Source organism: Streptomyces griseocarneus (genome assembly GCF_014655595.1).
GTDB lineage: Bacteria > Actinomycetota > Actinomycetes > Streptomycetales > Streptomycetaceae > Streptomyces > Streptomyces griseocarneus.
This window is the reverse complement of record NZ_BNBL01000003.1, coordinates 307,323-333,050: the sequence shown is the minus strand read 5'-3', so window position 1 is coordinate 333,050 and position 25,728 is coordinate 307,323. Positions and strand designations below refer to the sequence as shown.

The 25,728-nt window shown below is 73.0% G+C and carries 24 protein-coding genes; 10 read left to right on the top strand and 14 right to left on the bottom strand.

The window, feature by feature from the left end:
* Positions 1-85 precede the first annotated feature (85 nt).
* Positions 86-658: a cob(I)yrinic acid a,c-diamide adenosyltransferase gene (locus IE295_RS10215; RefSeq protein WP_190063238.1), complete on the bottom strand. Its 573-nt coding sequence runs from the start codon at positions 656-658 to the stop codon at positions 86-88.
* A 244-nt stretch (positions 659-902) separates the two neighbouring features.
* Between IE295_RS10215 and IE295_RS10210 the strand changes: the two genes are divergently transcribed.
* The 3 genes from IE295_RS10210 (at position 903) to IE295_RS10200 (ending at position 5,135) form a co-directional block, all read left to right on the top strand.
* The gene (locus tag IE295_RS10210) at positions 903-1,751 is read left to right on the top strand and encodes a 3-hydroxyacyl-CoA dehydrogenase family protein (RefSeq protein ID WP_190063237.1); all 849 of its coding nucleotides are present in this window, start codon (positions 903-905) and stop codon (positions 1,749-1,751) included.
* Between the two features lie 136 nt (positions 1,752-1,887).
* Positions 1,888-2,211 carry an STAS domain-containing protein gene (locus tag IE295_RS10205; RefSeq protein WP_190063236.1) on the top strand — a complete coding sequence of 108 codons (324 nt, stop codon included), beginning with the start codon at positions 1,888-1,890 and terminating at the stop codon, positions 2,209-2,211.
* A gap of 278 nt (positions 2,212-2,489) precedes the next feature.
* A complete protein-coding gene (locus IE295_RS10200; RefSeq protein ID WP_190063235.1) occupies positions 2,490-5,135 on the top strand; it encodes an ATP-binding protein in 2,646 nt (881 codons plus the stop codon).
* Positions 5,136-5,239: 104 nt separating this feature from the next.
* Here the strand turns inward: IE295_RS10200 and nucS are convergent, their stop codons facing one another.
* Positions 5,240-5,899, bottom strand: coding sequence for an endonuclease NucS (gene nucS, locus IE295_RS10195; RefSeq protein WP_190063234.1), 660 nt, complete (start codon positions 5,897-5,899; stop codon positions 5,240-5,242).
* A gap of 207 nt (positions 5,900-6,106) precedes the next feature.
* Here nucS and IE295_RS10190 point away from each other — a divergent pair, with 207 nt between their 5' ends.
* Positions 6,107-6,499: an SCO5389 family protein gene (locus IE295_RS10190; protein WP_190063233.1), complete on the top strand. Its 393-nt coding sequence runs from the start codon at positions 6,107-6,109 to the stop codon at positions 6,497-6,499.
* A 122-nt stretch (positions 6,500-6,621) separates the two neighbouring features.
* Here the strand turns inward: IE295_RS10190 and IE295_RS10185 are convergent, their stop codons facing one another.
* The gene (locus IE295_RS10185) at positions 6,622-7,647 is read right to left on the bottom strand and encodes an LLM class flavin-dependent oxidoreductase (RefSeq protein WP_190063232.1); all 1,026 of its coding nucleotides are present in this window, start codon (positions 7,645-7,647) and stop codon (positions 6,622-6,624) included.
* A gap of 203 nt (positions 7,648-7,850) precedes the next feature.
* Between IE295_RS10185 and IE295_RS10180 the strand changes: the two genes are divergently transcribed.
* On the top strand, positions 7,851-8,183 hold the full coding sequence (locus IE295_RS10180; RefSeq protein ID WP_190063231.1) for an Rv1322 family protein: 333 nt from the start codon (positions 7,851-7,853) through the stop codon (positions 8,181-8,183).
* A 25-nt stretch (positions 8,184-8,208) separates the two neighbouring features.
* Here IE295_RS10180 and IE295_RS10175 read toward each other — a convergent pair whose 3' ends face one another.
* The 7 genes from IE295_RS10175 to mce form a co-directional block, all read right to left on the bottom strand.
* Entirely contained in the window at positions 8,209-9,189 is a 981-nt protein-coding gene (locus tag IE295_RS10175) for an ABC transporter permease subunit (RefSeq protein WP_190063230.1), read from the bottom strand.
* Positions 9,186-10,361 (bottom strand): ABC transporter ATP-binding protein, encoded by a 1,176-nt coding sequence (locus IE295_RS10170; RefSeq protein WP_190063229.1) that lies wholly within the window; start codon positions 10,359-10,361, stop codon positions 9,186-9,188. The genes IE295_RS10175 and IE295_RS10170 overlap by 4 nt, the downstream gene beginning before the upstream one ends.
* A 244-nt stretch (positions 10,362-10,605) precedes the next feature.
* On the bottom strand, positions 10,606-11,376 hold the full coding sequence (locus tag IE295_RS10165) for an ABC transporter permease (RefSeq protein WP_190063228.1): 771 nt from the start codon (positions 11,374-11,376) through the stop codon (positions 10,606-10,608).
* Positions 11,377-11,378: 2 nt separating this feature from the next.
* Positions 11,379-12,362 carry an ATP-binding cassette domain-containing protein gene (locus IE295_RS10160; RefSeq protein WP_190063227.1) on the bottom strand — a complete coding sequence of 328 codons (984 nt, stop codon included), beginning with the start codon at positions 12,360-12,362 and terminating at the stop codon, positions 11,379-11,381.
* 182 nt (positions 12,363-12,544) lie between these two features.
* Positions 12,545-13,483: a coiled-coil domain-containing protein gene (locus tag IE295_RS10155; RefSeq protein ID WP_086568306.1), complete on the bottom strand. Its 939-nt coding sequence runs from the start codon at positions 13,481-13,483 to the stop codon at positions 12,545-12,547.
* A 124-nt stretch (positions 13,484-13,607) separates the two neighbouring features.
* Positions 13,608-18,527 (bottom strand): polarized growth protein Scy, encoded by a 4,920-nt coding sequence (scy, locus tag IE295_RS10150; RefSeq protein ID WP_443732309.1) that lies wholly within the window; start codon positions 18,525-18,527, stop codon positions 13,608-13,610.
* A gap of 177 nt (positions 18,528-18,704) precedes the next feature.
* Positions 18,705-19,145, bottom strand: a complete 441-nt coding sequence (gene mce, locus IE295_RS10145) for a methylmalonyl-CoA epimerase (protein ID WP_190063225.1) — start codon at positions 19,143-19,145, stop codon at positions 18,705-18,707.
* Between the two features lie 139 nt (positions 19,146-19,284).
* Here mce and IE295_RS10140 point away from each other — a divergent pair, with 139 nt between their 5' ends.
* Both IE295_RS10140 and meaB read left to right on the top strand, forming a co-directional pair.
* Positions 19,285-20,496 (top strand): acetyl-CoA C-acetyltransferase, encoded by a 1,212-nt coding sequence (locus tag IE295_RS10140; protein ID WP_190063224.1) that lies wholly within the window; start codon positions 19,285-19,287, stop codon positions 20,494-20,496.
* 82 nt (positions 20,497-20,578) lie between these two features.
* Positions 20,579-21,535 carry a methylmalonyl Co-A mutase-associated GTPase MeaB gene (gene meaB / locus IE295_RS10135; RefSeq protein ID WP_190063223.1) on the top strand — a complete coding sequence of 319 codons (957 nt, stop codon included), beginning with the start codon at positions 20,579-20,581 and terminating at the stop codon, positions 21,533-21,535.
* A 110-nt stretch (positions 21,536-21,645) separates the two neighbouring features.
* Here meaB and IE295_RS10130 read toward each other — a convergent pair whose 3' ends face one another.
* The 4 genes from IE295_RS10130 to IE295_RS10115 form a co-directional block, all read right to left on the bottom strand.
* Positions 21,646-22,122, bottom strand: a complete 477-nt coding sequence (locus tag IE295_RS10130; protein WP_190063222.1) for a MarR family winged helix-turn-helix transcriptional regulator — start codon at positions 22,120-22,122, stop codon at positions 21,646-21,648.
* 102 nt (positions 22,123-22,224) lie between these two features.
* Positions 22,225-22,992 carry an AIM24 family protein gene (locus tag IE295_RS10125; protein WP_190063221.1) on the bottom strand — a complete coding sequence of 256 codons (768 nt, stop codon included), beginning with the start codon at positions 22,990-22,992 and terminating at the stop codon, positions 22,225-22,227.
* Positions 22,989-23,639 (bottom strand): AIM24 family protein, encoded by a 651-nt coding sequence (locus tag IE295_RS10120; protein ID WP_190063220.1) that lies wholly within the window; start codon positions 23,637-23,639, stop codon positions 22,989-22,991. Before IE295_RS10120 ends, IE295_RS10125 begins: the two co-directional genes overlap by 4 nt.
* Positions 23,639-24,277: an AIM24 family protein gene (locus tag IE295_RS10115; RefSeq protein WP_190063219.1), complete on the bottom strand. Its 639-nt coding sequence runs from the start codon at positions 24,275-24,277 to the stop codon at positions 23,639-23,641. Before IE295_RS10115 ends, IE295_RS10120 begins: the two co-directional genes overlap by 1 nt.
* 170 nt (positions 24,278-24,447) lie before the next feature.
* Here IE295_RS10115 and IE295_RS10110 point away from each other — a divergent pair, with 170 nt between their 5' ends.
* The 3 genes from IE295_RS10110 (at position 24,448) to IE295_RS10100 (ending at position 25,688) form a co-directional block, all read left to right on the top strand.
* On the top strand, positions 24,448-24,792 hold the full coding sequence (locus tag IE295_RS10110) for a DUF3817 domain-containing protein (protein WP_190063218.1): 345 nt from the start codon (positions 24,448-24,450) through the stop codon (positions 24,790-24,792).
* The gene (locus IE295_RS10105; protein WP_190063217.1) at positions 24,789-25,091 is read left to right on the top strand and encodes an MTH1187 family thiamine-binding protein; all 303 of its coding nucleotides are present in this window, start codon (positions 24,789-24,791) and stop codon (positions 25,089-25,091) included. The genes IE295_RS10110 and IE295_RS10105 overlap by 4 nt, the downstream gene beginning before the upstream one ends.
* Positions 25,092-25,178: 87 nt before the next feature.
* Positions 25,179-25,688, top strand: coding sequence for a MarR family winged helix-turn-helix transcriptional regulator (locus IE295_RS10100; RefSeq protein ID WP_190063216.1), 510 nt, complete (start codon positions 25,179-25,181; stop codon positions 25,686-25,688).
* Positions 25,689-25,728: the final 40 nt, after the last annotated feature.

Sequence of the window (25,728 nt, the reverse complement as noted above, 5' to 3'; positions counted from 1 at the left end):
CCCTGCCCACCCCCAAGCGGCCGGGGAGACGGAGCGGCCCCCCGTCTCCCCGGTCTTCCATCCGCGTCAGCGGTTCTCATCCGCCTCAGCGGTTCTCGCCGGGCACCCACAGGATGTCGCCGAGGTCCTTGTTCGCCGTCCTGGCGAGAATGAACAGCAGGTCCGAGAGGCGGTTGAGGTAGGTGGCCGTCAGGTGGTTCATGATGTCGCCGTGCATCTCCAGCGCCGCCCACGTGGAGCGCTCGGCCCGGCGGACCACCGTGCAGGCCTGGTGCAGCAGGGCGGCGCCCGGCGTGCCGCCCGGCAGGATGAAGCTGCGGAGCTTCTCCAGGTCCTCGAGGAAGCGGTCGCAGTCCGCCTCGAGCTTGTCGATGTAGGACTGCTCCACCCGCAGCGGCGGGTATTTGGGCTCCTCCACGACCGGGGTCGCCAGGTCCGCGCCCACGTCGAAGAGGTCGTTCTGGACCCGTACGAGCACCTTGACGACCTCCGCCGGCAGCTGACCGAGCGCGATGGCCACCCCGATCGCGGCGTTCGCCTCGTTCGCGTCGGCGTACGCCGCGATGCGGGTGTCGGTCTTGACGGTGCGGCTCATGTCACCGAGTGCGGTCGTGCCGTCGTCGCCGGTGCGGGTGTAGATGCGCGTCAGATTGACCATGGGTACGAGCCTAGCCACGCACCGCCCGCGCGGGCCGCCCGCGCCGCGCCCCAACCTGTGATCAGTGTGACGGAAGTGACCCAACTGCACCGTGGGGCATACCCCGTGGCCGTCTCGGTGTGACGTCCGTCATCTGGGACGTGACGCGCATCTCTTACTGCCCACACGTGCGCCGACGGGCGCTAATCTCCGGGCGGAGAGGCGTGAATGCACAGATACATGCACAGGGAGTAAGGGGACAGTGGTGGCCAAGAAGCTCGCCGTCATCGGCGCCGGACTGATGGGCTCCGGGATCGCGCAGGTCTCCGCCCAGGCCGGGTGGGACGTCGTGCTGCGGGACGTCACCGACGCGGCGCTCAAGCGCGGTACGGACGGCATCAAGGCCTCGTACGAGAAGTTCGTCTCCAAGGGGAAGCTGGAGGCCGCGGCCGCCGAGCAGGCGCTGGCCCGGATCACCACGACCACGGATCTCGACGCGGCCGCCGACGCCGACATCGTCGTCGAGGCGGTGTTCGAGGACATCGACACCAAGCGGGACATCTTCCGCACCCTGGACGGGCTGGTGAAGGACGAGACCGTCCTCGCCTCCAACACCTCCGCCATCCCGATCACCAAGATCGCGGCCGCCACGCAGCGCCCCGAGCGCGTCGTGGGCGCGCACTTCTTCTCGCCCGTTCCCATGATGCAGCTGTGCGAGCTGGTGCGCGGCTACAAGACCAGCGACGAAACGCTCGCCAAGGCCCGGGAGTTCGCCGAGGGCGTCGGCAAGACCTGCATCGTCGTCAACCGCGACGTCGCCGGCTTCGTCACCACCCGCCTGATCTCCGCGCTGGTGGTGGAGGCGGCCAAGCTGTACGAGTCGGGCGTGGCCAGCGCCGAGGACATCGACATCGCCTGCAAGCTGGGCTTCGGGCACGCCATGGGGCCGCTGGCGACCGCCGACCTGACGGGCATCGACATCCTCATGCACGCCACGGGCAACATCTACACCGAGTGCCAGGACGAGAAGTTCGCCCCGCCGGAGATCATGCGCCGCATGGTCGACGCCGGCGACCTCGGCCGCAAGAGCGGCCAGGGCTTTTACCAGCACTGACGGCCGGATTGATACCAAGTTCACCCACCAGGGTGAACTTGGTATTGGTTCGCCTGAAGGCGGCAACTTTGTGGTGTGAGAGGCAGTCAGTTCTTTAGAGCCACATCCACATCAGGCACCACTCCCGGGAGCGCATATGCACATCAGGGGCGATCACGCCGAACTGGTCGTCGGGGGCCGCCTCGACGTCCGCAGCGCGGCGGACGCCCGTACGGTCCTGCACTCCGCCCTGGACGGCGGCCGGGGCGACCTCGTCCTGGACCTGACCGAGCTGGACTCCTGGGACGCCACCGGCCTCGGCGTCATCATGGGCGCCCACCGCCGCGCCGGCCGCACCGGCCGGCGGCTCGTCCTGCGCGGGGTGCCGGACCGGATGCAGCGCCTCCTGGTGGCCACGCGGCTGCACCGCATCCTCGCCATCGAGGAGGACTGCCCCCGGCGCCCCCTGCCGCGCGTGTGAGACCCCTCGTGTGCCACGGGGCGCCGGACGGGCCCGGTGAGCCCCTCGAGGCCCGAGTGCCCCGATCCTCATGAGACTGTGACGTCCCGTGGCGCCGTGGCACCCTCCCCGTCGTAGATACTGTGGCAAGGTCTGTTCGGTTTCCCGCCGCCTACGAAAGCCCACGGCGGGCACCGGACCGGAATCGACGGCCCGGACAGCTCCCGGCCGGAGGTCGAAGGAGTGCGGACAGGCCGGAGGGCACGACGGCACGCCACGCATCTTGGGGGCTCTGAACCATGGACCCGACGAACCGCGGATCCGAGGAATTCCACGACGACGAGCGGACTCCCGACGAGACGGGCGCCCCGCAGCGCCCGCCGCGCGAGGCCGCCGCGACACCGGAGGCCCCCGCCGCACAGGGTCCGGTCCGCGTCGTCCAGCTCGTCACCGGTGACTACCTCCTCACCGTCAACCCCGTCGACGGCAGCGAGATAGAGCCCTGCCCGCCCGGCGCCCTGCCCGCCAGACCGGAGCGCCACGGCCCCGAGCGGCGCGACGGCCTGCGCCGCGCCGCCGCGCCCCCGCCGCCCGCCCGCCGGACCGGTCCCGATCTGCCCCTGGTGGGGCGCACGGAGGAGCGCGAGCGCCTGGGCCGGCTGCTCTCCCGCGGCCGCTCGGTGCGGCTGACCGGGCCCTCCGGGGCCGGCCGCAGCGTCCTGCTGGACGCCATCGCCGAGGACTGCGCGGGCCTGGCGCCCGACGGCGTCGTCCGGCTCAGCGGCTACCGCCGCACGCCGGCCGACCTGCTCCACGACCTCTTCACCGCCGTCCACCACGCGCCGCTGCACCGCCTGGAGCGGGGCGAGTTGCTGGCCGCCGTGCACGAGATCGGCGCCGTGGTCGTCCTCGACGACCTCGAGTTCGGCGGCGCCGCGCTCGACGAACTCCTCGACGCCACACCCGAGTGCGCCTTCCTCCTCGCCGCCACCCCCGACGTCGCCGCGCCCTCCACCGACTCGCACGTGGAAGAGGTCTTCCTCGGCGGACTCGACCGCACCGGCTGCCTGGAGCTGCTGGAGCTGGCCGTCGACCGGCCGCTCACGGACGAGGAGGCCGGCTGGGCCGCGGACCTGTGGTTCGAGTCCGAGGGCCTGCCGCTGCGGTTCGTCCAGGCCGGCGCGCTGCTGCGGCAGCTGGACGAGCTCACCTCCCAGCCCCCCGCCGCCGACGAGTTCGGCGTCTTCGCCGAGCGGCCCTACGCGGCGGCCGCCGCCGAGGCCGCGGGCGACGGCGAGGGCGACGGGCGGACCGCACCGCTGCCCACCCTCGCCGAGGCGGCGGCCCCCGCCGCCCTGCTCGCCTCCCGGCTGGGCGAGGCCGCCCGGGACGCCCTGCGCTTCGCCGTCGCGCTCGGCGGCGAGATGCCCCACCAGGCGCACCTGCCCGCCCTGGCCGGCGACACCCACGCCGACGCTGCCGTCGGCGACCTCCTCGCCTGCGGACTGATCACCCCCGTCGGCGCCCACTACCGGCTGGCGGCCGGCGTGGCCGAGCAGCTCCTCGCCGAGGGCTACGGCGACGAGGCCGCCGCCCGGGCGCACTCCGCCGCCCAGCACTACGCCTGGTGGGCCGGGCACCCCTCCGTCACCCCCGAGCGGATCGCCGTGGAGGGCGAGGCGATCCTCGCCGCGCTCGGCGCCCTCATCGCCGACGGCGACGCCGGGCACCGGGCCGCCGCGGTGCTGCTCGCCCGTACCGCCGCACCGGCCTTCGCGGCGGCGCTGCACTGGGGCGCCTGGGAACGCAGCCTGCGCGCCGGCCAGGAGGCCGCACGCCTGGCCGGCGAAGTCGGCGAAGAAGCGTATTTCCACCACGAGTTGGGCGTGCTGGCGCTGTGCACCGGCAACCTCGACCGGGCCCGTGCGGAGCTGGAGGCCTCCATCGGGCTGCGCGGCGTGCTCGCCGACAGGCGCGGCGCGGTCGCCGGACGCCGGGCGCTGGCCCTCGTCGCCGACCGCTCGGGCCTGGCGATGGGCGCCCGGACCGTGCCGGGCGGCGGCCCGGCGCGCACGGGCTCCACGGCCGTACCGCCGCTGCCCCCGCTGCCCGGGCGTACGCCCTCCGGCGAGGAGGTCCCGGCCGCCCGCAGCGAGGAGTCCGCCGCGCCCCCGGCCAAGCCGGCCACGGCGCGTCCCGCCCGGCCGCAGCCCACCGACGCCACGACCGCGATCGTCAGCCGCGTGCCGGCCGCGGCCGGTGCCCCGGCGGCCGCCGCACCGGCGGTGCCCGGCCCGTCCGCGCCCCCGCGCCGCGGCCCGCTGGGCCGGGGATCGTGGGCGCACAAGCTCATGGCGGGCGGCAACCGGCGCAACCTCCTCGCGGCGGGCGCGGGCGCCCTCCTCGCCGCCGTCCTCGGCACCGTCGTCACCCTCGGCGCCACCACGGGCGGCAAGGACGGCGACCGCTCGGAGACGGTCAAGCCGGGCCAGTCGGCATCGCAGCAGGACGGCGGCGGCGGGCTGAGCGCCGACGAGCCGGCGCCGGGCGAGAGCGGGCACCCGCAGGTGCCCGGCCACGCGGGCAAGCCCGGCCAGTCGCCCGGGGCCAGCGGGACGCCCAGCTCGCCCGGCGCGTCCGGCAGTGCCTCGCCGTCCGCGTCCGGCAGCGGCGGCCCGGCCACGCAGTCGCCCACGCCCGGCCGGCCCTCGCAGAGCCCGACCCGCTCGCCCGGCGGCGGGGAGAGCCCCAGGCCGACGCCGCCCACGCCCACGAAGACCGAGGACAAGCCCCCGACCACCACGCCCCCCGAGCCCCCGACCAAGGCCCCCCAGCCCCCCACGGGCGCCAGCTCCAACTCGGCGAGCGGCCCCGCCCCGGGCGGGACCGCCACGGGCGGCGGCTCCACAGGCGGCTCCACGGGCAGCGGCACTCCGGTCGCTTAGGGGTCTTGCGCCCCGCGCCCACGCGAAGAGGGCCCGTACGCACCGTACGGGCCCTCTTTCGCGTCGTGCGGCGGCCGCCCGGAGAGGTCCGGGCGGCCGGCCGGTCAGAACAGCCGCAGCTTGTCGTCCTCGATGCCGCGCAGCGCGTCGTAGTCCAGGACGACGCAGCCGATGCCGCGGTCCGTGGCGAGCACGCGGGCCTGGGGCTTGATCTCCTGGGCGGCGAAGATGCCGCGCACGGGGGCCAGGTGCGGGTCGCGGTTGAGGAGCTCGAGGTAGCGGGTGAGCTGCTCCACACCGTCGATCTCGCCGCGCCGCTTGAGCTCCACGGCCACCGTCGCGCCGTCCGCGTCGCGGCAGAGGATGTCCACCGGGCCGATGGCCGTGGGGTATTCGCGGCGGATGAGGGTGTAGCCCTCGCCGAGGGTCTCGATGCGGTCCGCCAGGAGCTCCTGGAGGTGCGCCTCCACGCCGTCCTTGATCAGGCCGGGGTCCACGCCCAGCTCGTGCGAGGAGTCGTGCAGGACCTCCTCCATGGTGATGATGAGCTTCTCGCCCGCCTTGTTGATCACCGTCCAGACTCCGTCGCCCTCCTTGAGGGTGCACGGCGGCGACATCCAGTTCAGGGGCTTGTAGGCCCTGTCGTCGGCGTGGATCGAGACGCTGCCGTCCGCCTTCACCAGAATGAGGCGGGGGGCGGAGGGCAGGTGGGCGGTGAGCCGGCCCGCGTAGTCCACGGAGCAACGGGCGATGACGAGACGCATGGTGAGCCACGCTACTCGACTCCTGCCACTTCACGCGATTCGCCCCGGAAGACCCCCTCGGGCTTTGGCCAGTTGTCCGCGTTCTCCTGGTGGGGCAGCAGTGGCCGGATTACCGTTGAAGCGGGCGGTCGCCGTACGGGCACAGGGCGTCGTCGTCCGCTCGCCCATCCCTGAGACCCCGCTCGCGGGGTCGCGAGAGGAGAACCCATGTCGCTCGACGTCTCACCGGCCCTCCTCGAACAGGCCGAGCGAGGCGAGGTCGACGAAGCCGATTTCGTCGACTGCGTCCGGACCTCCCTGCCCTACGCATGGGAGATGATCAGCTCCCTGGTGGACCGGCTCAAGGTCGAAGGCGGACAGTTCGCCGACAACCGGACGCCCCCGCCGGACGAGCAGGCGCGCGGCCAGCTGCTGCGCGCCCTGGCGAGTGACGCGATTCGCGGTGCGCTGCAGCGGCACTTCGGGGTCCGCCTGGCGTTCCAGAACTGCCACCGGGTGGCCGTCTTCCCGACCGACCCGTCGGTGGACGAGCGACTGGCCCGCTTCACCTCGATCAGGGGCCAGCTGCTGAACCAGTCGCCGGAGCTCCGGGACTGCTGACGCGTCCTGTGCTGCCGCTCCGAGTGCGGGAGGTGCGGAGAACGGGGGCGGCAGCTCCGCCGGGGCCTGTGGCCGGCGGGTCGGACGAGGTGAGGCGGACGGGAACGCGGACGGGAACCGGGTCAGACGAGCAGGGGCAGCACGTCCGTGCCCAGGCGCCGGAGGTTCTCCTCGGTGGCCGCGAGGTCGCCGGAGCCCTCGGCGAGCAGCGCGAAGCGGCCGATGCCCGTGCGCTCGCGGGTGGCCGCGAGACGGTCGGCGCAGAGCCGGGGCGAGCCGACGGGGTGGAGGTCGCACAGCAGCTCCGTGTACGCGAGCGGATCGCGCATCCGGCGGGTCCTGCCGTCGACGGTCACGTGCGCCGACAGGCCGTGGTGCAGCCAGCCCGGCATCGTCTTCAGCAGCGTCTCGCGCGCCTCCTGGCACCGGTCGGCGATCTGCACCACCCCGGCCGCCACATGACCGGCCGACGCCACCTCATCGGGTGAACGCCCCGCCTCCAGCGCGCACTTGCGCCACAGGGCGACCATGTCCGCCTTCTCCTGGTCCTCGCTGTGCATGCCCAGCAGCATCGGCAGCCCGTGCGCCGCCGCCAGCCGCACGCTGGCGGGCGAGGTGCACGCGACGACCACGCCGGGGCCGGCGGAGTCCAGCAGCTCGTCCGGGCGGGGCACGACCGGGACCTCGCGGAAGGAGAACCGTTCTCCCTCGCTGCCCACCCGGGGCTCCCGCAGCCAGCGCATCAGCAGTTCGAGCGACTCGGGGAACCCCTCTTCGTACGCCCCCAGGCCCGAGTTGAAGACCTCCAGGTCCACCCAGGGCCCGCCGCGGCCCACCCCGAGGGTGAACCTTCCGCCCGAGGTGAGGTGCAGCAGCGCCGCCTGCTCCCCCAGGGTCACCGGGTGGGTGGTGGGCAGGACGCTGACGGCCGTGCCCACCCCGAGGGTGCGGGTGCGGCCGAGCAGCAGGGCGGCGAGGGTCACCGCCGACGGGCACACTCCGTACGGCACGAAGTGGTGCTCTGCCAGCCAGACCGCGTCCAGCCCCGCCTCCTCGGCGACCTCCGCCGAGCGGACGGCCCGGTACAGCGCCTCCCCGTGCCCCTGGCCCGGGAATTGGGCGGCCAGGACAAATGCTCCAACGCGCATCGCTCTTTGTTCCTCCTAGCGACCGACGCGGCATCCCCCTGGAGGCAATAACGGCTGACACGTGCCGAAGGTACGGCCGTGCGTGAAGTTTTCATGATGATCGGAGCGCGGGCGCCATAGAGCCGGGGGACACCGGGCCGGGGCGGTGACCGTGACGCGTAGGCTGGTCACGACCCGTAGCCCCAGACCCACCGAGGTGCCCCGTGTCCCCGCGCCGAAACCGCCCGCGAGGCGGGACCGACCGCACGTCCCCCCTCCCGCGCGACGACAGCGGCGCGCGCTACGGCCTCGAGCGCACCGAGAGCTGGCAGGGCGAGGAGTGGGCGGTCCGCATGATCGGCGGCGGCGCTGCGGCGAAGCACTACCGGTGCCCCGGCTGCGACCAGGAGATCCCGCCGGGGGTGCCGCACGTGGTGGCCTGGCCGCAGTTCGGCGGCGGCGTCGAGGACCGCCGGCACTGGCACACCTCCTGCTGGAACGCGAAAGACCGCCGGAGCGCGCGGCTCCAGCGGTCTCGCAACGCGCCCCGGTACTGACCCGGGCCGCCTGTTCAGCGGCCGGTCACGCGTCGCGCTTGGTCATCGAGGCGTACGCGCCGGCCAGCGCCACGGCGGCCACGCCCAGCATGATCCACAGCGGGGTCCAGCCCGTGGGCCCGGTCATGTGGTCGGCCTCGGTGGCGTAGAACGCCGAGAGCTGCATCGGGATCGAGTACTCGATGAGCGCCTTGCGGACGTCCGAGAGGGCGTCGCCCATCATGAACAGCGACAGCACCATCGGCAGCAGGACCACGCCCAGCATGACCGTGATCGCCCCGGCGGAGTGCCGCAGCAGCGCGCCCACGGCGAGCCCCAGCAGGCCCAGCGTCGCCACGTACAGGCTCACCCCGACCGTCGCCCGCAGCCAGGCGTCGGCGTCCGGGCTGTAGCTGGTCATGCCGTTGAGCAGCGTGGAGTCGACCATCGCGATCATCCCGGTGGAGACCAGGGTGATCACGAACGTCAGCAGGAAGAAGACGAGCGACTTGGCCGCCAGCACCCGCCCGCGGTCCGGGCACGCGGTCAGGGTCGTACGGATCATGCCGGTGCCGTACTCGGAGGAGATCGTCAGCACGCCGAGCGTGACCACGCAGATGATGCCGAGCAGCACCCCGAAGAAACCGAGGGCGAGCGGCGAGGAGTTGCCGGTGTCGCCGTCCTGGCCGGCGACGAGGGTCGCGGCCAGGAAGCCGATGCCGAGGACGAGCAGCACCATGATGCCCAGCGTCCACATCGTCGACCGCACGGACCGGATCTTGGTCCACTCGGAGGCGACGGCGTCGAGGAGGGTGGCCCTGCGGATCGGGATCGGCGACACGTAGCCGGCGGGGCCGCCGGCGGGCGCCTGGCCCGGCCAGTACCCCTGCGCCTGGCCGGGGTGCCCGGCGGCGGGCTGCGCGCCCGGGTGCGGCGGCGCCACGGGCGCGGGCCCGGCCGGCGCTGCGTGGGGCGGGGTCTGCGGGGCGTTCTGCGGGGGCGCGGGGGGCTGCTGCGGGGTGGTCATCGGGCGTCCTCGCTGTCGCGCTTGGTCAGGTCGGCGGGCGCGCCCTGCGGAGCGGGCCCGGTGGGCGGGGGAGTGGGCGGCGTGGCGGGGGCCGCGGGGGCCGGCGCCTGCGGCGCGGGGGCCGGCTGGGCGTAGGGGTTGGGCTGCTCGCCCGGCAGGACCGGGTAGGCCTGCTCGGCCCAGCCCTGCGGGACGGCGGCGGGCTGCTGCCAGCCGGGCTGGGCGGGCGGCGCCTGCAGGCCCGAGCGCTGGTCCTGCGTGGAGCGGTAGTCGACCGCGCCCTGCGTCATCCGCATGTACGCCTCCTCCAGGGAGGCCTGGTGCGGGGAGAGCTCCCACAGGCGGGTGTCCACGTCGTGGGCGATGTCGCTGATCCGGGGCAGTGCCAGGCCCGTCACCCGCAGGGCGCCGTCCTGTTCGGGCAGCACCTGGGCGCCGGCCCCGACCAGCGCGGCGGTCAGCTTCTCGCGCGCCTCGGTCTCGCCGTCGGGCGTGCGCACGCGCGCGAAGCCGGCCGAGTTCGCGGCGATGAAGTCCTTGACGCTCATGTCCGCCATGAGCTGCCCGCGCCCGATGACGATCAGGTGGTCGGCGGTCAGCGCCATCTCGCTCATCAGGTGCGAGGAGACGAAGACCGTACGGCCCTCGGCCGCCAGGCTCCTCATGAGGTTGCGGACCCAGAGGATGCCCTCGGGGTCGAGGCCGTTGACCGGCTCGTCGAAGAGCAGCACCTGGGGGTCGCCGAGCAGGGCGGCGGCGATGCCCAGGCGCTGGCCCATGCCGAGCGAGAAGCCCTTGGAGCGCTTGCGGGCCACGTCCTGGAGGCCGACGACGCCGAGGACTTCGTCGACGCGGCGGGCGGGGATGCCGGAGAGCTGGGCGAGGGAGAGCAGGTGCATGCGGGCGCTGCGGCCGCCGTGCACGGCCTTCGCGTCGAGCAGGGCCCCGACCTGGCGCGGGGCGTTGGGCAGCTTGTGGAAGGGCTGCCCGCCGATGGTGACCCGGCCTGCGGAGGGCACGTCCAGGCCGAGGATCATGCGCATCGTCGTCGACTTGCCGGAGCCGTTGGGCCCCAGGAAGCCGGTGACGGCCCCCGGCCGTACCTGGAACGTCAGGTTGTGCACGGCCGTCTTGGCGCCGTAGCGCTTCGTCAGGCCGACTGCCTCGATCATTCTCCGCCCCTCGCGAGCTTTCGGTCAGGGCGTGGCGCCCCCGTAAGGGTTAGGAGGATAGACGAGGGGTTGACGGTTCCCGATATGCGAGAGATACGGGCGTGATAAGGCCCGGATGCCGGGGTTGCGTGGACACGCGCCGGGGCCTGTCCGGCGCCGTGGCGGCGGGAGACCGCAGCGGCGAGGGCCCGGCGGAATGCGCGGTCACCGCGACGCGTGCGTTCGTGATGATCCGCCGACAGGCCTACGCGTCCCGGCGCGTGAGCACCGCGTAGCCGCCGATCAGCGCCGCCACCACCCACAGGGCCATGATCGCGAAGCCGCCCCAGGGGCCGTAGGGAGCGTCGTCGCCGACCGTGACGACCCGCATGACCTTCTGGCCGGCCTGGTCGGGGAGGTAGCGCCCCACCTTCTTGGTGGCGGAGACGTTGCCCAGGATGGCGGAGATGAGGAAGAAGAACGGCATCAGGATGCCGAGCGAGAGCATCGGGCTGCGCAGCATCGTCGCGACGCCCATCGAGAAGACCGTGATCAGCGTCATGTAGAGGCCGCCGCCGATGACGGCGCGCAGGACGCCGGGGTCGCCGAGCGAGGCCCGGTGGATCCCCAGCATCGCCTGGCCGGTGAAGAACGCCGCGAAACTCGTGATCATTCCGACGGTGAATGCGAGCAGCGTGGCAATGGTGATCTTGCTGAAGAGAAACGTGCCGCGCTGCGGGACGGCCGCCAGCGATGTGCGGATCATTCCCGTGCTGTATTCATTCGAGACCACCAGCACACCAAAAACGATCAATGCGAGCTGACCGAGTCCCATTCCCGCGAAGCTGACGAATGTGGGATCGAATTCGATCTTTCCCTGCGGATCGAGGCGGTCGAAGTCCTTCTTGGCGAGTGCGCTGATCAGCGCACCGAGACCGACCGTGACCACCAGTGCGAGTCCCAGCGTCCACACCGTGGAACGCACGGATTTGATCTTCGTCCATTCCGACCGCAGGACCTGGGCCGCCACCGCCATGGTCAGGATCCCTTCTTCCGCCAGCCGGCACCCCACTGTCCGTCCGCCGCGGGCGCCGGCGCCGCGGCCGCCGGGCGGTGGTTCTCGTGCGCGTGGTACTCCACCGACCCGGCCGTCAGCCGCATGAACGCCTCCTCCAGCGAGGCCGACTGGGGGCTCAGCTCGTGCAGCACGAGCTGGTGCCGCGCCGCCAGCTCGCCCAGGTGCGCCGCGTCCTCGCCCGCGACCTCCAGCGCCCCCTCGGCGCCGGGCGCGAAGTCGATGCCGGCGCCGCGCAGCACCTCCCGCAGCCGCTCGTGGTCGGGCGAGCGCATCCGCACGAACGAGCGGGAGTTCTCCGCGATGAAGTCCGCCATGCTGGTGTCGGCCAGCAGCCTGCCCTGGCCGATGACCACCAGGTGGTCGGCGGTCAGCGCCATCTCGCTCATCAGGTGGGAGGAGACGAAGACCGTACGGCCCTGCGCTGCCAGGCCCTTCATGAGGTTGCGGATCCAGTGGATGCCCTCGGGGTCGAGCCCGTTGACCGGCTCGTCGAACATCAGGATCTGCGGATCGCCCAGCAGGGCCCCCGCGATGCCCAGGCGCTGGCCCATGCCGAGCGAGAAGCCCTTGGTGCGCTTGCGGGCCACGGAGGACAGCCCCACGGTGTCCAGCGCCTCCCGCACCCGGCCCGCCGGGATGCCGTTGCTCTGCGCCAGGCACAGCAGGTGGTGGTACGCGCTGCGGCCGCCGTGCATCGCCTTGGCGTCCAGCAGGGCGCCGACGGTCCTGAGGGGGTCGTGCAGTTCGCGGTAGTGCCTGCCGTCGATGCGGACCGTGCCGCTGGTGGGGTGGTCCAGATCGAGCATCATCCGCATGGTCGTCGACTTGCCCGCCCCATTGGGGCCCAGGAAGCCCGTGATGATGCCGGGCCGGACGGTGAACGTGAGGTGATCCACGGCGCGGACGTCGCCGTAGTGCTTGGTCAGCCCCTCAAGCTCGATCATTCAGCCACGGTAAGCGCGCCCACCGGGCCCCGCCACCGGTGGCACAGGCTCCGCCATACGTGGTGCGCGCCCTTCCGGAAGCCCCTCTCCCACAGACCACTCGGCGCGTCAGGCGCCCCTTCGGGCGGCACATGACGCGCCGAGCACAGGATCCCCCGGCCGAGTGCGGTGCGGCCGCCGTGTCAGCGGCTCTGCTGGGCCGGAACGCCGCGCGAGATCGGCTCGTCGTCACCCGGCACCCCGGCCGCCGCCACGGCCGCTCCGGTCAGCGTCGCCAGCATCTCGCGCACGTTGGTCAGCTGGGCGTTGATGCTGTCGCGGCGGTTGGTCAGCGCCGCCAGCTCGCGCTCGGACTCGCTGCGGATGCGGTCCGCCTTGGCGTTGGCGTCGGCCACGATGTCCTCGGCCTGGCGCTGCGCGGTCTCCACCGTCTGCCGGGCCCGGCGCTCGGCGTCCGTGCGCAGCTTCTCCGCCTCCAGGCGCAGCTGCTCGGCGCGGTGCTCGATCTCCGCAAGGCGCTTTTCGGCCTTCGCCTGGCGGGAGGCCAGGTCGCGCTCGGACTGCTCGCGGCGCTTGGCCAGGTTGGTCTCGAAGTCCGCGGCGGCCTGGGCGGCCTTGGCGCGGGTCTCCTCGAAGAGGGCGTCCGCCTCCTCGCGCTTGGACTGGGCGTCCTTCTGCGCCTCGCTGCGCAGCTGGGCGGCGTCGCCCTTGGCCTTCTCGACGATCCGGGCGCCCTCGTCCTCCGCCTTCGCCTTGCGGTCGGCGGCGAACGACTCGGCGTCGTTGCGCACCTGCTGGGCCGCCGACTCGGCCAGCTCGCGGTGCTGCTCGGCGGCCCGCCGGGCCTCCTCACGCAGGTCCTTGGCCTCTTCCTCGGCCAGCCTGAGGATCTTCTCGACCCGCGCCCCGAGCCCCGCGTACGACGGCTCGGCGTCATTGATCTGGGCCTGAGCGTTCTGCGTTTCGAGGTGCAGCTCCTCGATGCGCTTTTCCAGAGAAGTGATCCGGGCCAGTGCGCTGTCACGGTCCGCTACGAGCTTCGTAATGCGGTCGTCCACCTGGCCGCGGTCGTATCCACGCCGCACCAACTCGAAGCCGAAGGGGGAGGAAGTGTCGCTCATGGGGTTCCTGTCATTGGAGACCTGTGAGGTGATAGAGCGAATCCTAGGGGCGTGAGCGGCGTGTCATCGAGCAGATGGTGGTAGACGGTGGGGGAATCTGGAAAATGACCCCTCGATTGAGTGGCTACTTTCGGTCCTGCTTGCCACCCGATCGAGTTGCGCCGACACCGGCCGCCGCCTTCACCCCGCCGTCCTTGGAGCCACCCGCCCCCGGGGACTCAAATGATTCCAACGCTTCCAACACGTCCTGGACACGGGAAATCTCGGCCTGAATGTCCTCGCGACGGCGGACCAGGACCTCCAACTCCCGCTTCCCCTCCTCGAGAAGGCGCGCGGCCTCCTCCCGAGCCTCGGTGCGCAGGCGCTCGGCCTCGCGTACAGCGGCCGTCTTCTTCTGCTCGGCCTCCTTGATGAGGGCGTCCGCCTTCTTCACGGCGGTGATGCGCACCTTGCTGGCCTCGCTCTGGGCGTTGGAGATCAGCTTCTCCGCCTTCTCCTCCGCCTCCGTCAGCTGCTCGGTGGCGGCAGCGACCAGCTTGTCGCAGCGCTCGCCCGCCGACTGCATCGCCTCGGCCGCCTCCCGGCGGGCCCGCTCGTGCAGCTCCTCGACGTCGGTCTCGATCCGGGAGCGCAGCTCCTCGGCCCGCTCCCTTATGGCGGTGGCGTCCCCACGCGCCTCGGCGAGCATGGTGTTGGCGTCCGTACGGGCCTGCTCCACCAGCGCGTTGCCCTCGCCGGTGGCCTCCTTGACGATCCGCTCGGCCTCCTTGCGGGCGGCGCCCACCATGGCGTCGGCCTGCTCCTCGGCGGCCGTGGCGGCCCGTACCGCCTCCTCCTGCGCCTTGGCGACCAGCGCGTCCGCCTGCTCGGCCGCGTCCGCCAGCTTCCTGGCGCCCGCGTCCCGGGCCTGGTCGATCGTCCGCTCGCCCTCGGCACGGGCCTCGGCGCGCAGCCGCTCCGCCTCCTGGACGGCGTCGGCCTTGATCCGCGCGGAGTCGGCCCGCGTGCTGTTGGCGTTCTCCTGCGCGGCGGCCAGCGCCTCGGCGGCCTCGGCGGCCATCCGCTCCGCCTCCGCCGTCGCCTCGGCGACCAGGGTGTCCGCCTGCTCGGCGGCCTCCGCACGACGGGCGTTCGCGGCCTCGCGCGCCTCGTCGGTGGTGCGCGCCGCCTCCCGGCGGGCGCTCTCCAGCGCCTCGTCCGCGTCCGAGCGCAGCCGCGTCGCCGCGGCCTCCGCCTCGGCGACGGCACGCTCGGCCTGCTCGGCGGCCTGCGCACGGTGGGCATCGGCGGCCTCGCGGGCCTCCTCGAGGGCCAGGCCGGCCTCGGCGGCCATCTTCTCCGCCTCGCTCGTCGCCTTCGCGATGAGCTCGTCCGCCTGCTGCGCTGCCTCAGCCCGGCGGGCGTTCGCCGCCTGGCGGGCCTTGTCCACGATCTGATCGGCGTCGTCCTGCGCCGAAGCCGTCAGCTCCGCCGCCTCGTTGACGATGCGGTCGGCCTCGGCCCGGCCCTCGGACCGGATCTTGTTCGCGTCCTCGCGGGCCTCGGCGCGCGTACGCGCCGCGTCCTGCTCCGCCGACGCCAGCGCGTCGGAGGCGTCCGTGCGCATCTGCTGCGCCTTCGCGGACGCGTCCGCCACCAGCCGCTCGGCCTCGGCCGTCGCCTTGGCGACCACGGCGTCGGCCTGCTCGTCGGCCTTGGCCTTCTTCTCGACGGCGGCCGCACGCAGCCGCTCCGCCTCCTCGGCGGCCTCGGCCAGGGCACGCTCGGCCAGCTCGCCCGCCTCGGCCCGCTGGGCCTCGGCGGCCTCACGGGCCTCGTCCAGGGTGCGGGCGGCCTCGGCGGCCATCTTCTCCGCCTCGCTCGCCGCCTTCGCGATGAGCTCGTCCGCCTGCTGCGCGGCCTCCGTGCGCTGGGCGTTGGCCGCCTCGCGCGCCTCGTCGACCGTACGGGCCGCCTCGGCACGCAGCCGGTCCGCGTCCGCCTCGGCCTGCGACCGGTGGGCCTCTGCCGCCTCGCGGGCCTCGCCCTCGAGCCGGGCGGCGTCCGCCGTGGCGGTCTCCACCAGCTCGGCGGCCTCGGCCACCAGCCGCTCCGCCTCGTTCGTCGCCTCGGCGATCAGCTCGTCCGCCTGCTGCGCGGCCTCCGTGCGACGGGCGTTCGCGGCCTCGCGGGCCTCGTCGACCGTACGGGCCGCCTCGGTCCGCAGCCGCTCGGCCTCCTCGCCGGCCTCGGCCAGCGCGACGCGGGCCTGCTCGCCCGCCTCCGCCCGCTGGGCGTCGGCCGCCTCACGGGCCTCCTCGAGGGCACGGGCCGCCTCGGCACGCAGCCGCTCGGCCTCCTTCGAGGCCTCGGCGATCAGCTCGTCGGCCTGCCCGGCGGCCTCGGTGCGGCGGGCGTTCGCCGCCTCGCGGGCCTCGTCCAGGACCCGGGCGGCCTCGGCCTCCACGCGAGAGCCCTCGGCGATGGCCTCCGCGACCGTGCGCTCCGCCAGCTCCTTGGCGGCCTCCGCGGCGGCCTTGGCCTCCGCACGGGTGGCCGCGGCCTCCTCGTCGGCGCGCTCGCGCTCGGCGTACGCCTCGGCACGGACCCGGTCGGCCTCGATCTGGGCGTCGGTGACGGTCCGTTCGGCGTTGTGCTCGGCGGCCGAACGCAGCCCGGCGATCTCCTCCTCGGCCTGCTCGTGCAGACCCGCCACGGCGTCGCGCACCTGCTGGGCGGTCTGCTCGGCGGCGGCCACGAGCTCGCTCGCCCGCTGCTCGGCCTCCTCGACCAGGCGCCGCCCCTCCTCCTGCGCCTCGGCGACCCGCTTGCGCGCCGAGGCCAGCAGCTCCTCGCTCTGCTCGTGCGCCGCCTCGCGCTCGGCCTGCGCCTCCGAACGGGCGTCGCCGAGCAGCTCCTCGGCCTCCCGGCGCCGCCGGGTGGCCTCCTCCTGCGCGGCGGCCAGCGCCTCGGCGGCCTCGGCGGCCGTGCGCTCGGCGGCGGCGTTCGCCTCCGCCCGCAGCCGGTCGGCGCTCTCCTGCGCCTCCGTGCGCAGCCGCTCCGACTCCTCCTCGGCCTCGCTCACCAGGCGCGCGGCCGTGGCCTCGCCCTCCGCGCGGGCCCCGGCCGCCTCCTCGGCGGCCTCGGCCCGCAGCCGCTCGGCCTCGTCCTCGGCCTGCTCCCGCAGCGCGCGCACCCGCTCCGCGGACTCCGTGCGCAGCCGCTCGCTCTCCTCGGCCGTCTCCCGGCGCAGCCGCTCGGCCTCCGCACGGGCCTCGCGCAGCGCCGTCTCGGCCGACTCCACGCGCTGCTCGGCCTCGGACTGCAGCCGGGCCAGCTCCGCCGCGGCCTCCTCGGCGCGGGCGCGGGCCGCCTGCTCGGCCTCCTCGCGCGTACGGCGCGCGGCCTCGGCGGCCTCGGTGCGCGTGCGCTCGGCGTGGTCCTCGGCCTCCTCGGCCATCTCCTCGGCCTCGGCGCGGGCCCGCTCCAGGGCCTCCTCGGCCTGCTTGCGCAGCGTGGCGGCACGCTCGGCGGCCTCGGTGCGCACCCGCTCGCTCTCCGCGGTCGCGCCGGCGCGCGTCTCCTCCGCGTTGGCCTTGGCCTTGCCCAGCAGCTCCTCGGCGGTGCTGGCCGCCTCCTCGATCTGCTGCAGCGCCTCGCGGCGCGCCTCGCCGCGGATCCGCTCGCCCTCGGCGACGGCCTCCGCACGCAGCTGCTCGGCCTCCCCGCGCAGCCGCCGGGCCTCCTCCTGGAGCTCGACGGTCCTGGCGCGGTACTCCTTGGTGTCGTCCTTCGCCTCGCCCTTGAGCTGCTCGGCGGTGTCCGCGGCCTGCTCCCGCAGCCGCTCGGCCTCGGCCTCCGCCTCACCACGGATCCGCTCGGCCTCGGCGGCGGCGGCCTTCGTGGTGGCCAGGGCGTCCTCCGACGCCTTCGCCAGCACCTCCTCGGCCGTACGGGCGGCCTTGGCCAGGGCGGCGGCGGAGTCCTCGGCGACGGCGCTGCGCGCCTTCTCGGCGGCCTCGGCCACCAGCCGCTCGGCCTCGGCCGCGGCGTCCGCGCGCAGCTGCTCGGCCTCGGCCTTGAGGGCCTCGGCCTCCTTGGTGGCCTCGCTCACCAGGCGGGCGATCTCGGCCCTGGCCGTACGGGTGCGCTGCTCGTTGTCCGACTCGGCGCCGGCCAGCCGCCGGGAGGCGGCCTCCTTCGCCTCGGCGACCAGCTTGTCGGCCTCGGCCCGCGCCTCGCGCAGCGCCGTGTCGGCCTCCTGCAGGCGCGTCTCGGCCGTGCGCGTCATCTCGGTGGCGGCCGTGCGGGCCTGGTCGGACTCGGCGCTGGTGGACGTGCGCAGCTGCTCGGCGTGGTCGGTGGCCTCCTGGGCCTGCGCGGAGGCGGCGCTCAGCAGCCGCTCGGCGTCCGTGCGCGCCCGGCGCAGGATCGCTTCGGCTTCCGCGCGGGCCTCCTCGGCGGCGGCCCCGAGCCGGCTGCTGGCCTGCTCGGTCAGCCGCTGGGCCTCGGTACGGGCCGCGGCCAGGGCCTGCTCGGCCTCCGTCCGCGACTCCTCCAGCAGCCGGCGCGCCTGCGACTCCGTGCGGGCGCGCAGCTGCTCGGCCCAGGCGACGTTCTCGTTGACGTGCGACTCGACGGTGCGGCGGCGCTCGTTGAGCTCCTCGTCCAGGCGCTGGCGGCGGGCCACCGCCTCGGCGTGCAGCTCCGCCTCCATCCGGGCCTGGCGCTCGGCCTGCTCCTGGAGCAGGCGCTGCGTCTGGGCCCGGGCCTCGCGCAGCTCGCGCTCGGCGTCCGTGCGCAGCTGCTCCGCCTGGATCTGGGCGTTGCGCAGCAGCTGCTCGGCCTGGTAGCCGATGTCCGCCGAGTCATAGGCGGGACGGTGTGCGAGGTTGCGGCGCGCCTCGTGGAGCTTGGCGCGCAGCACCTCGACCTGGTAGCCGAGGTCGTCGGCGTGCTGGACAGCCTTCTCCCGCTCGGTCTTCAGCCGCTTCATCTCGGCCTCGAACTTCGAGAGGTGGTCGGCTTCCTCCAGCTGACTCTCCTGGCGCTCGTAGCCCCGCACAGCGCGGTCCATCCGTCCCCTGGTCGCGTCGGCGGCCGGCCCCGTACTGCGTCGGTGGTGGAACCCGGAGCCCGCCCTTCCGAAGAAATGGTGTCAGATCATCGGTACAGCCCGGGCCCGGGGGCCACCCGGTAACCCCGGCCGAACCCGCACTCTACCGGCCGGGGGAGGGGTGGGTCAGTGCTCCGCCTCCGGGCGGGGTGCCGAGGTGACCAGTTCGGTGAGCACGCCGTGGCAGTCCTTGGGGTGCAGGAACGTGATGCGCGAGCCCATCGAGCCCCGGCGGGGTTCGTCGTAGAGGACCCGTACGCCCTTCTCCCCGATGGCCCGCGCGTCACCGTCCACGTCCGCGGTGCCGAACGCGATGTGGTGAACGCCCTCGCCGTTCTTCGCCAGCCACTTGCCGACCGCGGAGTCCTCCCGCGTCGGCTCCAGCAGCTGCAGGTAGGAGGCGCCGCCGTCGGACGTCCCGTTGATTTTGAGCATGGCCTCGCGGACGCCCTGCTCCTCGTTGACCTCCGTGTGGAACACCTCGAAGCCGTACGTGGCACGGTAGAACTCGACGGTCCTGTCGAGGTCGAAGCAGGCGATCCCGATGTGGTCGATGCGCGTCAGCATGGCTCCAGTGCACCGCCGGACGGGGTGGTTACGCAACGTGCGCGCGATCACACCTTCGGCCCGGTGACCGGGTGCCGTACCGCTCAGTACATTGACGGGAACCGTCGTTAACATCCCTCTGCTCGAAGGGGCCGCGTCCATGTCTGGTACGAACGGCAACAATCGCCGCACCTCCGTCATCGTCGCGGGCGCCCGCACGCCCATGGGCCGCCTGCTGGGCTCGCTGCGCAGCTTCTCCGGCGCCGACCTGGGCGGCTTCGCCATCAAGGCGGCGCTGGACCGGGCGGGCATCGGCGGCGACCAGGTGCAGTACGTGATCATGGGTCAGGTGCTGCAGGCCGGCGCCGGACAGATCCCGGCCCGCCAGGCCGCCGTCAAGGCCGGCATCCCCATGAACGTGCCCGCCCTGACCGTCAACAAGGTCTGCCTGTCGGGCCTGGACGCCATCGCGCTGGCCGACCAGCTCATCCGCGCGGGCGAGTTCGACATCGTGGTGGCCGGTGGCCAGGAGTCGATGACCAACGCCCCGCACCTGCTGCCCAAGTCCCGCGAGGGCTTCAAGTACGGCGCCGTCGAGATGCTCGACGCGATGGCGCACGACGGCCTGACGGACGCCTTCGAGAACATCGCGATGGGCGAGTCCACCGAGAAGCACAACACCCGGCTGGGCATCCGCCGCCCCGAGCAGGACGAGATCGCGGCCCTGTCCCACCAGCGGGCGGCCGCCGCGCAGAAGAACGGCCTGTTCGAGGCCGAGATCACCCCCGTGGAGATCCCGCAGCGCAAGGGCGAGCCGGTCGTCTTCAGCAAGGACGAGGGCATCCGCCCGGAGACCACGGCGGAGTCGCTGGGCAAGCTGCGGCCCGCCTTCACCAGGGACGGCACGATCACGGCCGGCACGTCCTCGCAGATCTCCGACGGCGCCGCCGCGGTGGTCGTGATGAGCAAGGAGAAGGCCGAGGAGCTGGGCCTGGCCTGGATCGCCGAGATCGGCGCCCACGGCAACGTGGCCGGCCCCGACAACTCCCTGCAGTCCCAGCCGTCCAACGCCATCCGGCACGCGCTGGGCAAGGAGGGGCTGACGGTCGACGACCTCGACCTGATCGAGATCAACGAGGCGTTCGCGGCCGTCGCGGTGCAGTCCATGAAGGATCTGGGCGTATCCCCTGAAAAGGTGAACGTCAACGGCGGCGCCATCGCGCTCGGCCACCCGATCGGCATGTCGGGCGCCCGCATCGTGCTGCACCTCGCCCTGGAGCTCAAGCGCCGCGGCGGCGGGACCGGCGCGGCCGCGCTCTGCGGCGGCGGCGGCCAGGGCGACGCCCTGATCGTCCGCGTCCCCGGCAACTGACCCCGGAATCCGACTCCGGAAACCGACTCCGGAAACCGACCCCGGCCCGCGGCCGGCATCCGATGTGTGGAACGGAGCAGTGATGGTGGACGTCCCCGCTTTGGTCGAGCAGGCACGCGACGGCCGGCCGCGCGCGGTGGCCCGGCTGATCTCCCTGGTGGAGGGGGCGTCCCCGCAGCTGCGCGAGGTGATGGCCGCGCTGGCCCCGCTCACGGGCGGCGCCTATGTGGTGGGCCTGACCGGCTCGCCCGGCGTCGGCAAGTCCACCTCGACGTCGGCGCTGGTGAGCGCGTACCGGCGGATGGGCAAGCGGGTCGGCGTGCTCGCCGTCGACCCCTCCTCGCCCTTCTCCGGCGGTGCGCTGCTCGGTGACCGGGTCCGGATGTCGGAGCACGCCTCCGACCCGGGCGTCTACATCCGCTCGATGGCCACCCGCGGCCACCTGGGCGGCCTGGCCTGGGCCGCCCCGCAGGCGATCCGGGTGCTGGACGCGGCCGGCTGCGACGTGGTCCTGGTGGAGACCGTGGGCGTGGGGCAGTCGGAGGTCGAGATCGCCTCCCAGGCCGACACGTCGGTGGTGCTGCTGGCGCCCGGCATGGGCGACGGGATCCAGGCCGCGAAGGCGGGCATCCTCGAGATCGGCGACGTCTACGTCGTCAACAAGGCCGACCGCGACGGCGCCGACGCCACGGCCCGCGAGCTCAACCACATGCTGGGCCTGGGCGAGTCCCGCGCGCCCGGCGACTGGCGGCCCCCCATCGTCAAGACGGTGGCCGCCCGCGGCGAGGGCACCGACGAGCTGGTCGAGGCGCTGGAGAAGCACCGCGCCTGGATGGAGGAGCGGGGCGTCCTCGCGGACCGGCGGCGCCGGCGGGCCGCGCACGAGGTCGAGACCATCGCCGTGACGGCGCTGCGCGAGCGCATCGGCGACCTGCGCGGCGACCGCCGACTGGCCGCCCTCGCCGAGCGCGTGGTGGGCGGCGACCTCGATCCCTACGCGGCCGCCGACGAACTCGTGGCGGGCCTCACCGAGGGCTGAGACGCCGAGACCTGAAACGCCGAGGGCCGAAACGCCGATCGCCGTCGCCGCCGGAGAGTATTTCCGGCGGCGACGGCGATCGGACGGCGATCAGTGGCGTCCGGGAACGGTCAGATCCGTCCCCGCGCGGAGCGCAGGTGCTTGGCGACCGGTCGCAGGGACTCCTGGAGGGCCTTGAGCTCCTCCGCCGACAGCAGGTCGATGAAGTGCTCCCGCACGGACGCCACATGGTGCGGGGCGACCTTGCGCATGGTCTCCCAGCCGTGGTCCGTGAGCACGGCGAACAGGCCGCGGCGGTCGGACTCGCAGTTCTCCCGGCGGACGAGACCGGCGTTCTCCATGCGCGTGATCTGGTGCGACAGACGGCTCTTGGACTGCAGGGTGGCGGTCGCGAGGTCGCTCATCCGCATCCGGTGGTCGTCCGACTCCGAGAGGTTGACCAGGATCTCGTAGTCGTTGTTGGTGAGGCCGAACGGCTGCAGGTCCCGTTCGAGCTGGTGCATCAGCAGCCGGCTCACGTCCAGGTGGGCGCGCCAGGTGGCCTGTTCCTCGTCGCTGAGCCAGCGAGTGCCGTTCTCGGTGTCCATGGATGGATTCTACCTAAGAAGTTGAAAGATTAACTAAATGACAGGGCGGAACGAGCGGAACGAGAGGTCATGCGTTCGACGTCACACTCCGCAGGGTACCGCTCACAGCCCGAAGCGGCGCTGGAGGTCGCCCAGCTGACCCGGCAAGCGCGGTGTCATTGGCTGATTTCCGGGACTTGCGTGCGGGACGCCCGCCTGCTCAGGGGGAGCGTCGCCCGTCGGGATCTCCTCCATCAGCCGCTCGGTGGACTGCAGCAGCACCGTCCCGGAGCCCACGAACTCGAACTGGTGCTCCTCACCGGACGCGCCCCCCAGCCCCGTCAGCCGGCGCACCCCGCCCATGACCCCCCGCAGGTACTGGTGGTCGTAGTGGTGGCAGGGCGAGGGGCAGTCCGCCCACCCCACCAGCGCCTGCGGGTCCACCCGGATCGGCGGCTCGGCGAAGACGACCGGCCCGTTGGAGGCGGCCACGAACTTCCCCGTCCCGATCAGGGTCAGGAACCCCGGGATGATGGACTGCTTGAGCGAGAGCGACGGCTGGAAGGCCAGCAGATTGCCCGAGCGGACCGTGAGGTTGCCGTCCTCGAGGTCATAGGAGTTGACGTCGAAGGAACGGTCCGCGAGCAGCATCTTCCCCTGCCCCTCGGCCACCACCCAGTCCGCCGCGTGCAGCGGCGAGTGGAAGCTGCCCGCGATCAGCCGGTCGAGCGGACCGTGGCCGATGCCGTGGAAGCTGATCTGCCCGTAATAGGCGATCATCTTCCCCTTCTGCAGGAACCACTGGCCCTTCAGATCCACGCTGAACGCGTACGGATTGACGTTGTCGTTCGCCGGCAGGGTCGTCGCGTCATGAATGACCGGGCCGCTCACAGCTTCTCCTCCGACGCCTGTACGTACACCGTGCCGTTGCCCGACAGCTCGAGCCGGAACGCCTCCCCGCTGCCCCGCCCGACCACCTCGCGCCAGCCGAGCGCGGCCGACAGCTTGTTGCGCACGTCGCCGCGGTGGGCGACGTACGCCTGCGGGTCGACGGTGACCGGCCGCTGCGGGGTGATGGGCAGCTCGATGACGCCGCCGTGGGCCATCACCGCCACCGCGCCATGCCCCTTGAGGGTCGTGGTGAAGAGGCCCTGCCCGGTCACCTGACCGCGCACCATGCCCATCACGCCCCCCTGCGACCCCATGAACATCGTTCCCTGCTGCAGGCCGCCGTCGAAGGCCAGCAGCCGGTCCGCCTCGACGTACAGCGTGTCCCCGGAGAGCTCCACGACGTGGACGTGGTGCCCGCCGTGGCCGAACATCACCGTCCCGCTGCCCTCCACGGTCATCAGCGGGGTGGCCTCGTTGGCGATCCGCCGGCCGATCATCCCCATGACGCCGCCCTGGCCGCCGGTGATGCTCGGGGTGAAGGAGACGTCGCCCTTGTAGGCGAGCATCGCCCCGCGCTGACTGAACAGCGGCTGCCCGGGAACCACCTGGGCCTCGACCATGCGCGAATTCAGAAGCCGGAATGCCATCAGATCTCACCCCCGATGGTGTTCCGCTCGCTCGGCTGCACGTACACGAGCCCCTCGCCCTCGAAGCGGATCTGGAACGCCTCTCCCGAGCCCTCGCCCATGAACGTCCGGAAGTTCACGCCGGACTGGAAGTGCTGCTTGAGCCGGCCCGTGTGCGCGATGTACGCGCCCGGGTCGACCTGCAGCGGCATCTGCGGGGTCACCCGCAGGACGATCGCCGACCCGTCGGAGAGGATCGCCGCCTGGCCGGAGCCCTCGACGGTCGTGGTGAACAGCCCGTTGCCCTGCGAGGCGCCGCGCAGGCCCGTGAAGGTCGTCCCGGTCCGCAGCGCCGAGTCCGTGCAGAGCAGGTTGCTCGCCTCCACGTACAGCGTCTCGCCCCGCAGCGTGACCAGGTTGATCTCGCTCGCCCGGTCCGCGAAGTAGCAGGTGCCGTGTCCCTTCACCTCCATGACTTCCATCGATTCGCCGGTGAGCCGGCGGGTGACCATGCCCCGCAGGCCGTCACCGCCGCCGGTCATCTTCTTGAATGCCATCTCGCCCTCGTACGCGACCATCGAGCCGTTCTTGGCCTTGACCGCGTCCCCCGTCATGTCGACGGCGAGGACCTTGCTCCCGTGGAGCCGAAACTGAGCCACGCCCCGACGCTAGCGGGCGGACATACGGCTCCAACAGGCCTCAGCGGCCAGGAATGCCCCCGGAACGGACCCGGATCCCTTGATCTATTGCAGGGCTGCGACAATGGAGCGGCTTGTGAATGCCGTCACAAGCCGTGACCGTACCGCCACTCGCGACCGAAGGTGTGCCCGTGGACCTCAAGACCGCCTCCGCCCTGCGCCGGCTCCGCCTGGTCTCCACCCCGGAGGCCGTTTCCTTCCTCCTGCTGGGCATCTGTGCGGTGCTCAAGCGCACCACCGACTTCAACGCCGTGCCGGTGCTGGGCCCCGTCCACGGCATCCTCTTCATCATCTACGTGATCTTCTGGCTCGACGCCTGGAACAAGACCAAGTGGGCCGTGAAGACCGCCGCGCTCTACTTCGTCCTCTCCGTCCTGCCCTTCGGCGGCTTCTTCGCCGACCGCATGCTGCGCCGTGAGGCCGAGGCCAGCGTCATCGCCGCCCGCGCCCGCAAGGAGAGCGTGGTCAACGCATGATCGTCGCGTTCTCCGTCTCCCCGGTCGGCGTCGGCGAGGACCTCGGCGAATACGTCGCCGACGCGGTCCGCGTGGTGCGCGAGTCCGGCCTGCCCCACCGCACGGACGCGATGTTCACGTCCGTCGAGGGCGAGTGGGACGAGGTCATGGACGTCGTCAAGCGCGCCGTCGCCGCCGTCGAGGCGCGCTGCGGACGCGTCTCGCTCGTGCTGAAGGCCGACATCCGCAAGGGCGTCACGGACGGGCTCACGTCCAAGGTCGCCACGGTCGAGCGCTACCTGGAGCAGGGCGGGGCCTGACCCCGCCGCCTGTGCCGCCGCGGCGGCCGCATCCCGATATCCGAGATGAGGGAGATCGGGGTGCGACCGCCCGGTATGGTCGGTCGGGTGCCGAAGCCGCTCAGCCTCCCCTTCGACCCCATCGCCCGCGCCGACGAGCTCTGGAAGCAGCGCTGGGGATCGGTGCCCTCCATGGCCGCGATCACCTCGATCATGCGGGCGCACCAGATCCTGCTCGGGCAGGTCGACGCGGTCGTCAAGCCGTACGGGCTGACGTTCGCGCGCTACGAGGCGCTGGTGCTGCTGACCTTCTCCAAGGCCGGCGAGCTGCCGATGTCCAAGATCGGCGAGCGGCTGATGGTCCACCCGACGTCGGTCACCAACACCGTGGACCGCCTGGTCAAGGCCGGCCTGGTGGACAAGCGCCCCAACCCCAACGACGGCCGCGGCACGCTCGCCTCGATCACCGACAAGGGCCGCGAGGTCGTGGAGTCGGCCACCCGCGACCTGATGGCGATGGACTTCGGGCTCGCCGCGTACGACGCGGAGGAGTGCGGGGAGATCTTCGGGATGCTGCGGCCGCTGCGGGTCGCCGCCGGCGACTTCGCCGAGGACTGACGCGCGGGCCGACCCGCGCGAAGATCCCGCAAATCGGGCG

What these genes read in the sequence shown, in the direction of transcription:
- IE295_RS10215 (WP_190063238.1), bottom strand. Translation starts at nt 658, where the DNA reads ATGGTCAATCTGACGCGCATCTACACCCGCACCGGCGACGACGGCACG.
- IE295_RS10205 (WP_190063236.1), top strand. Translation starts at nt 1,888, where the DNA reads ATGCACATCAGGGGCGATCACGCCGAACTGGTCGTCGGGGGCCGCCTC.
- IE295_RS10200 (WP_190063235.1), top strand. Translation starts at nt 2,490, where the DNA reads ATGGACCCGACGAACCGCGGATCCGAGGAATTCCACGACGACGAGCGG.
- nucS (WP_190063234.1), bottom strand. Translation starts at nt 5,899, where the DNA reads ATGCGTCTCGTCATCGCCCGTTGCTCCGTGGACTACGCGGGCCGGCTC.
- IE295_RS10190 (WP_190063233.1), top strand. Translation starts at nt 6,107, where the DNA reads ATGTCGCTCGACGTCTCACCGGCCCTCCTCGAACAGGCCGAGCGAGGC.
- IE295_RS10185 (WP_190063232.1), bottom strand. Translation starts at nt 7,647, where the DNA reads ATGCGCGTTGGAGCATTTGTCCTGGCCGCCCAATTCCCGGGCCAGGGG.
- IE295_RS10175 (WP_190063230.1), bottom strand. Translation starts at nt 9,189, where the DNA reads ATGACCACCCCGCAGCAGCCCCCCGCGCCCCCGCAGAACGCCCCGCAG.
- IE295_RS10170 (WP_190063229.1), bottom strand. Translation starts at nt 10,361, where the DNA reads ATGATCGAGGCAGTCGGCCTGACGAAGCGCTACGGCGCCAAGACGGCC.
- IE295_RS10165 (WP_190063228.1), bottom strand. Translation starts at nt 11,376, where the DNA reads ATGGCGGTGGCGGCCCAGGTCCTGCGGTCGGAATGGACGAAGATCAAA.
- IE295_RS10160 (WP_190063227.1), bottom strand. Translation starts at nt 12,362, where the DNA reads ATGATCGAGCTTGAGGGGCTGACCAAGCACTACGGCGACGTCCGCGCC.
- IE295_RS10155 (WP_086568306.1), bottom strand. Translation starts at nt 13,483, where the DNA reads ATGAGCGACACTTCCTCCCCCTTCGGCTTCGAGTTGGTGCGGCGTGGA.
- mce (WP_190063225.1), bottom strand. Translation starts at nt 19,145, where the DNA reads ATGCTGACGCGCATCGACCACATCGGGATCGCCTGCTTCGACCTCGAC.
- IE295_RS10140 (WP_190063224.1), top strand. Translation starts at nt 19,285, where the DNA reads ATGTCTGGTACGAACGGCAACAATCGCCGCACCTCCGTCATCGTCGCG.
- meaB (WP_190063223.1), top strand. Translation starts at nt 20,579, where the DNA reads ATGGTGGACGTCCCCGCTTTGGTCGAGCAGGCACGCGACGGCCGGCCG.
- IE295_RS10130 (WP_190063222.1), bottom strand. Translation starts at nt 22,122, where the DNA reads ATGGACACCGAGAACGGCACTCGCTGGCTCAGCGACGAGGAACAGGCC.
- IE295_RS10120 (WP_190063220.1), bottom strand. Translation starts at nt 23,639, where the DNA reads ATGGCATTCCGGCTTCTGAATTCGCGCATGGTCGAGGCCCAGGTGGTT.
- IE295_RS10105 (WP_190063217.1), top strand. Translation starts at nt 24,789, where the DNA reads ATGATCGTCGCGTTCTCCGTCTCCCCGGTCGGCGTCGGCGAGGACCTC.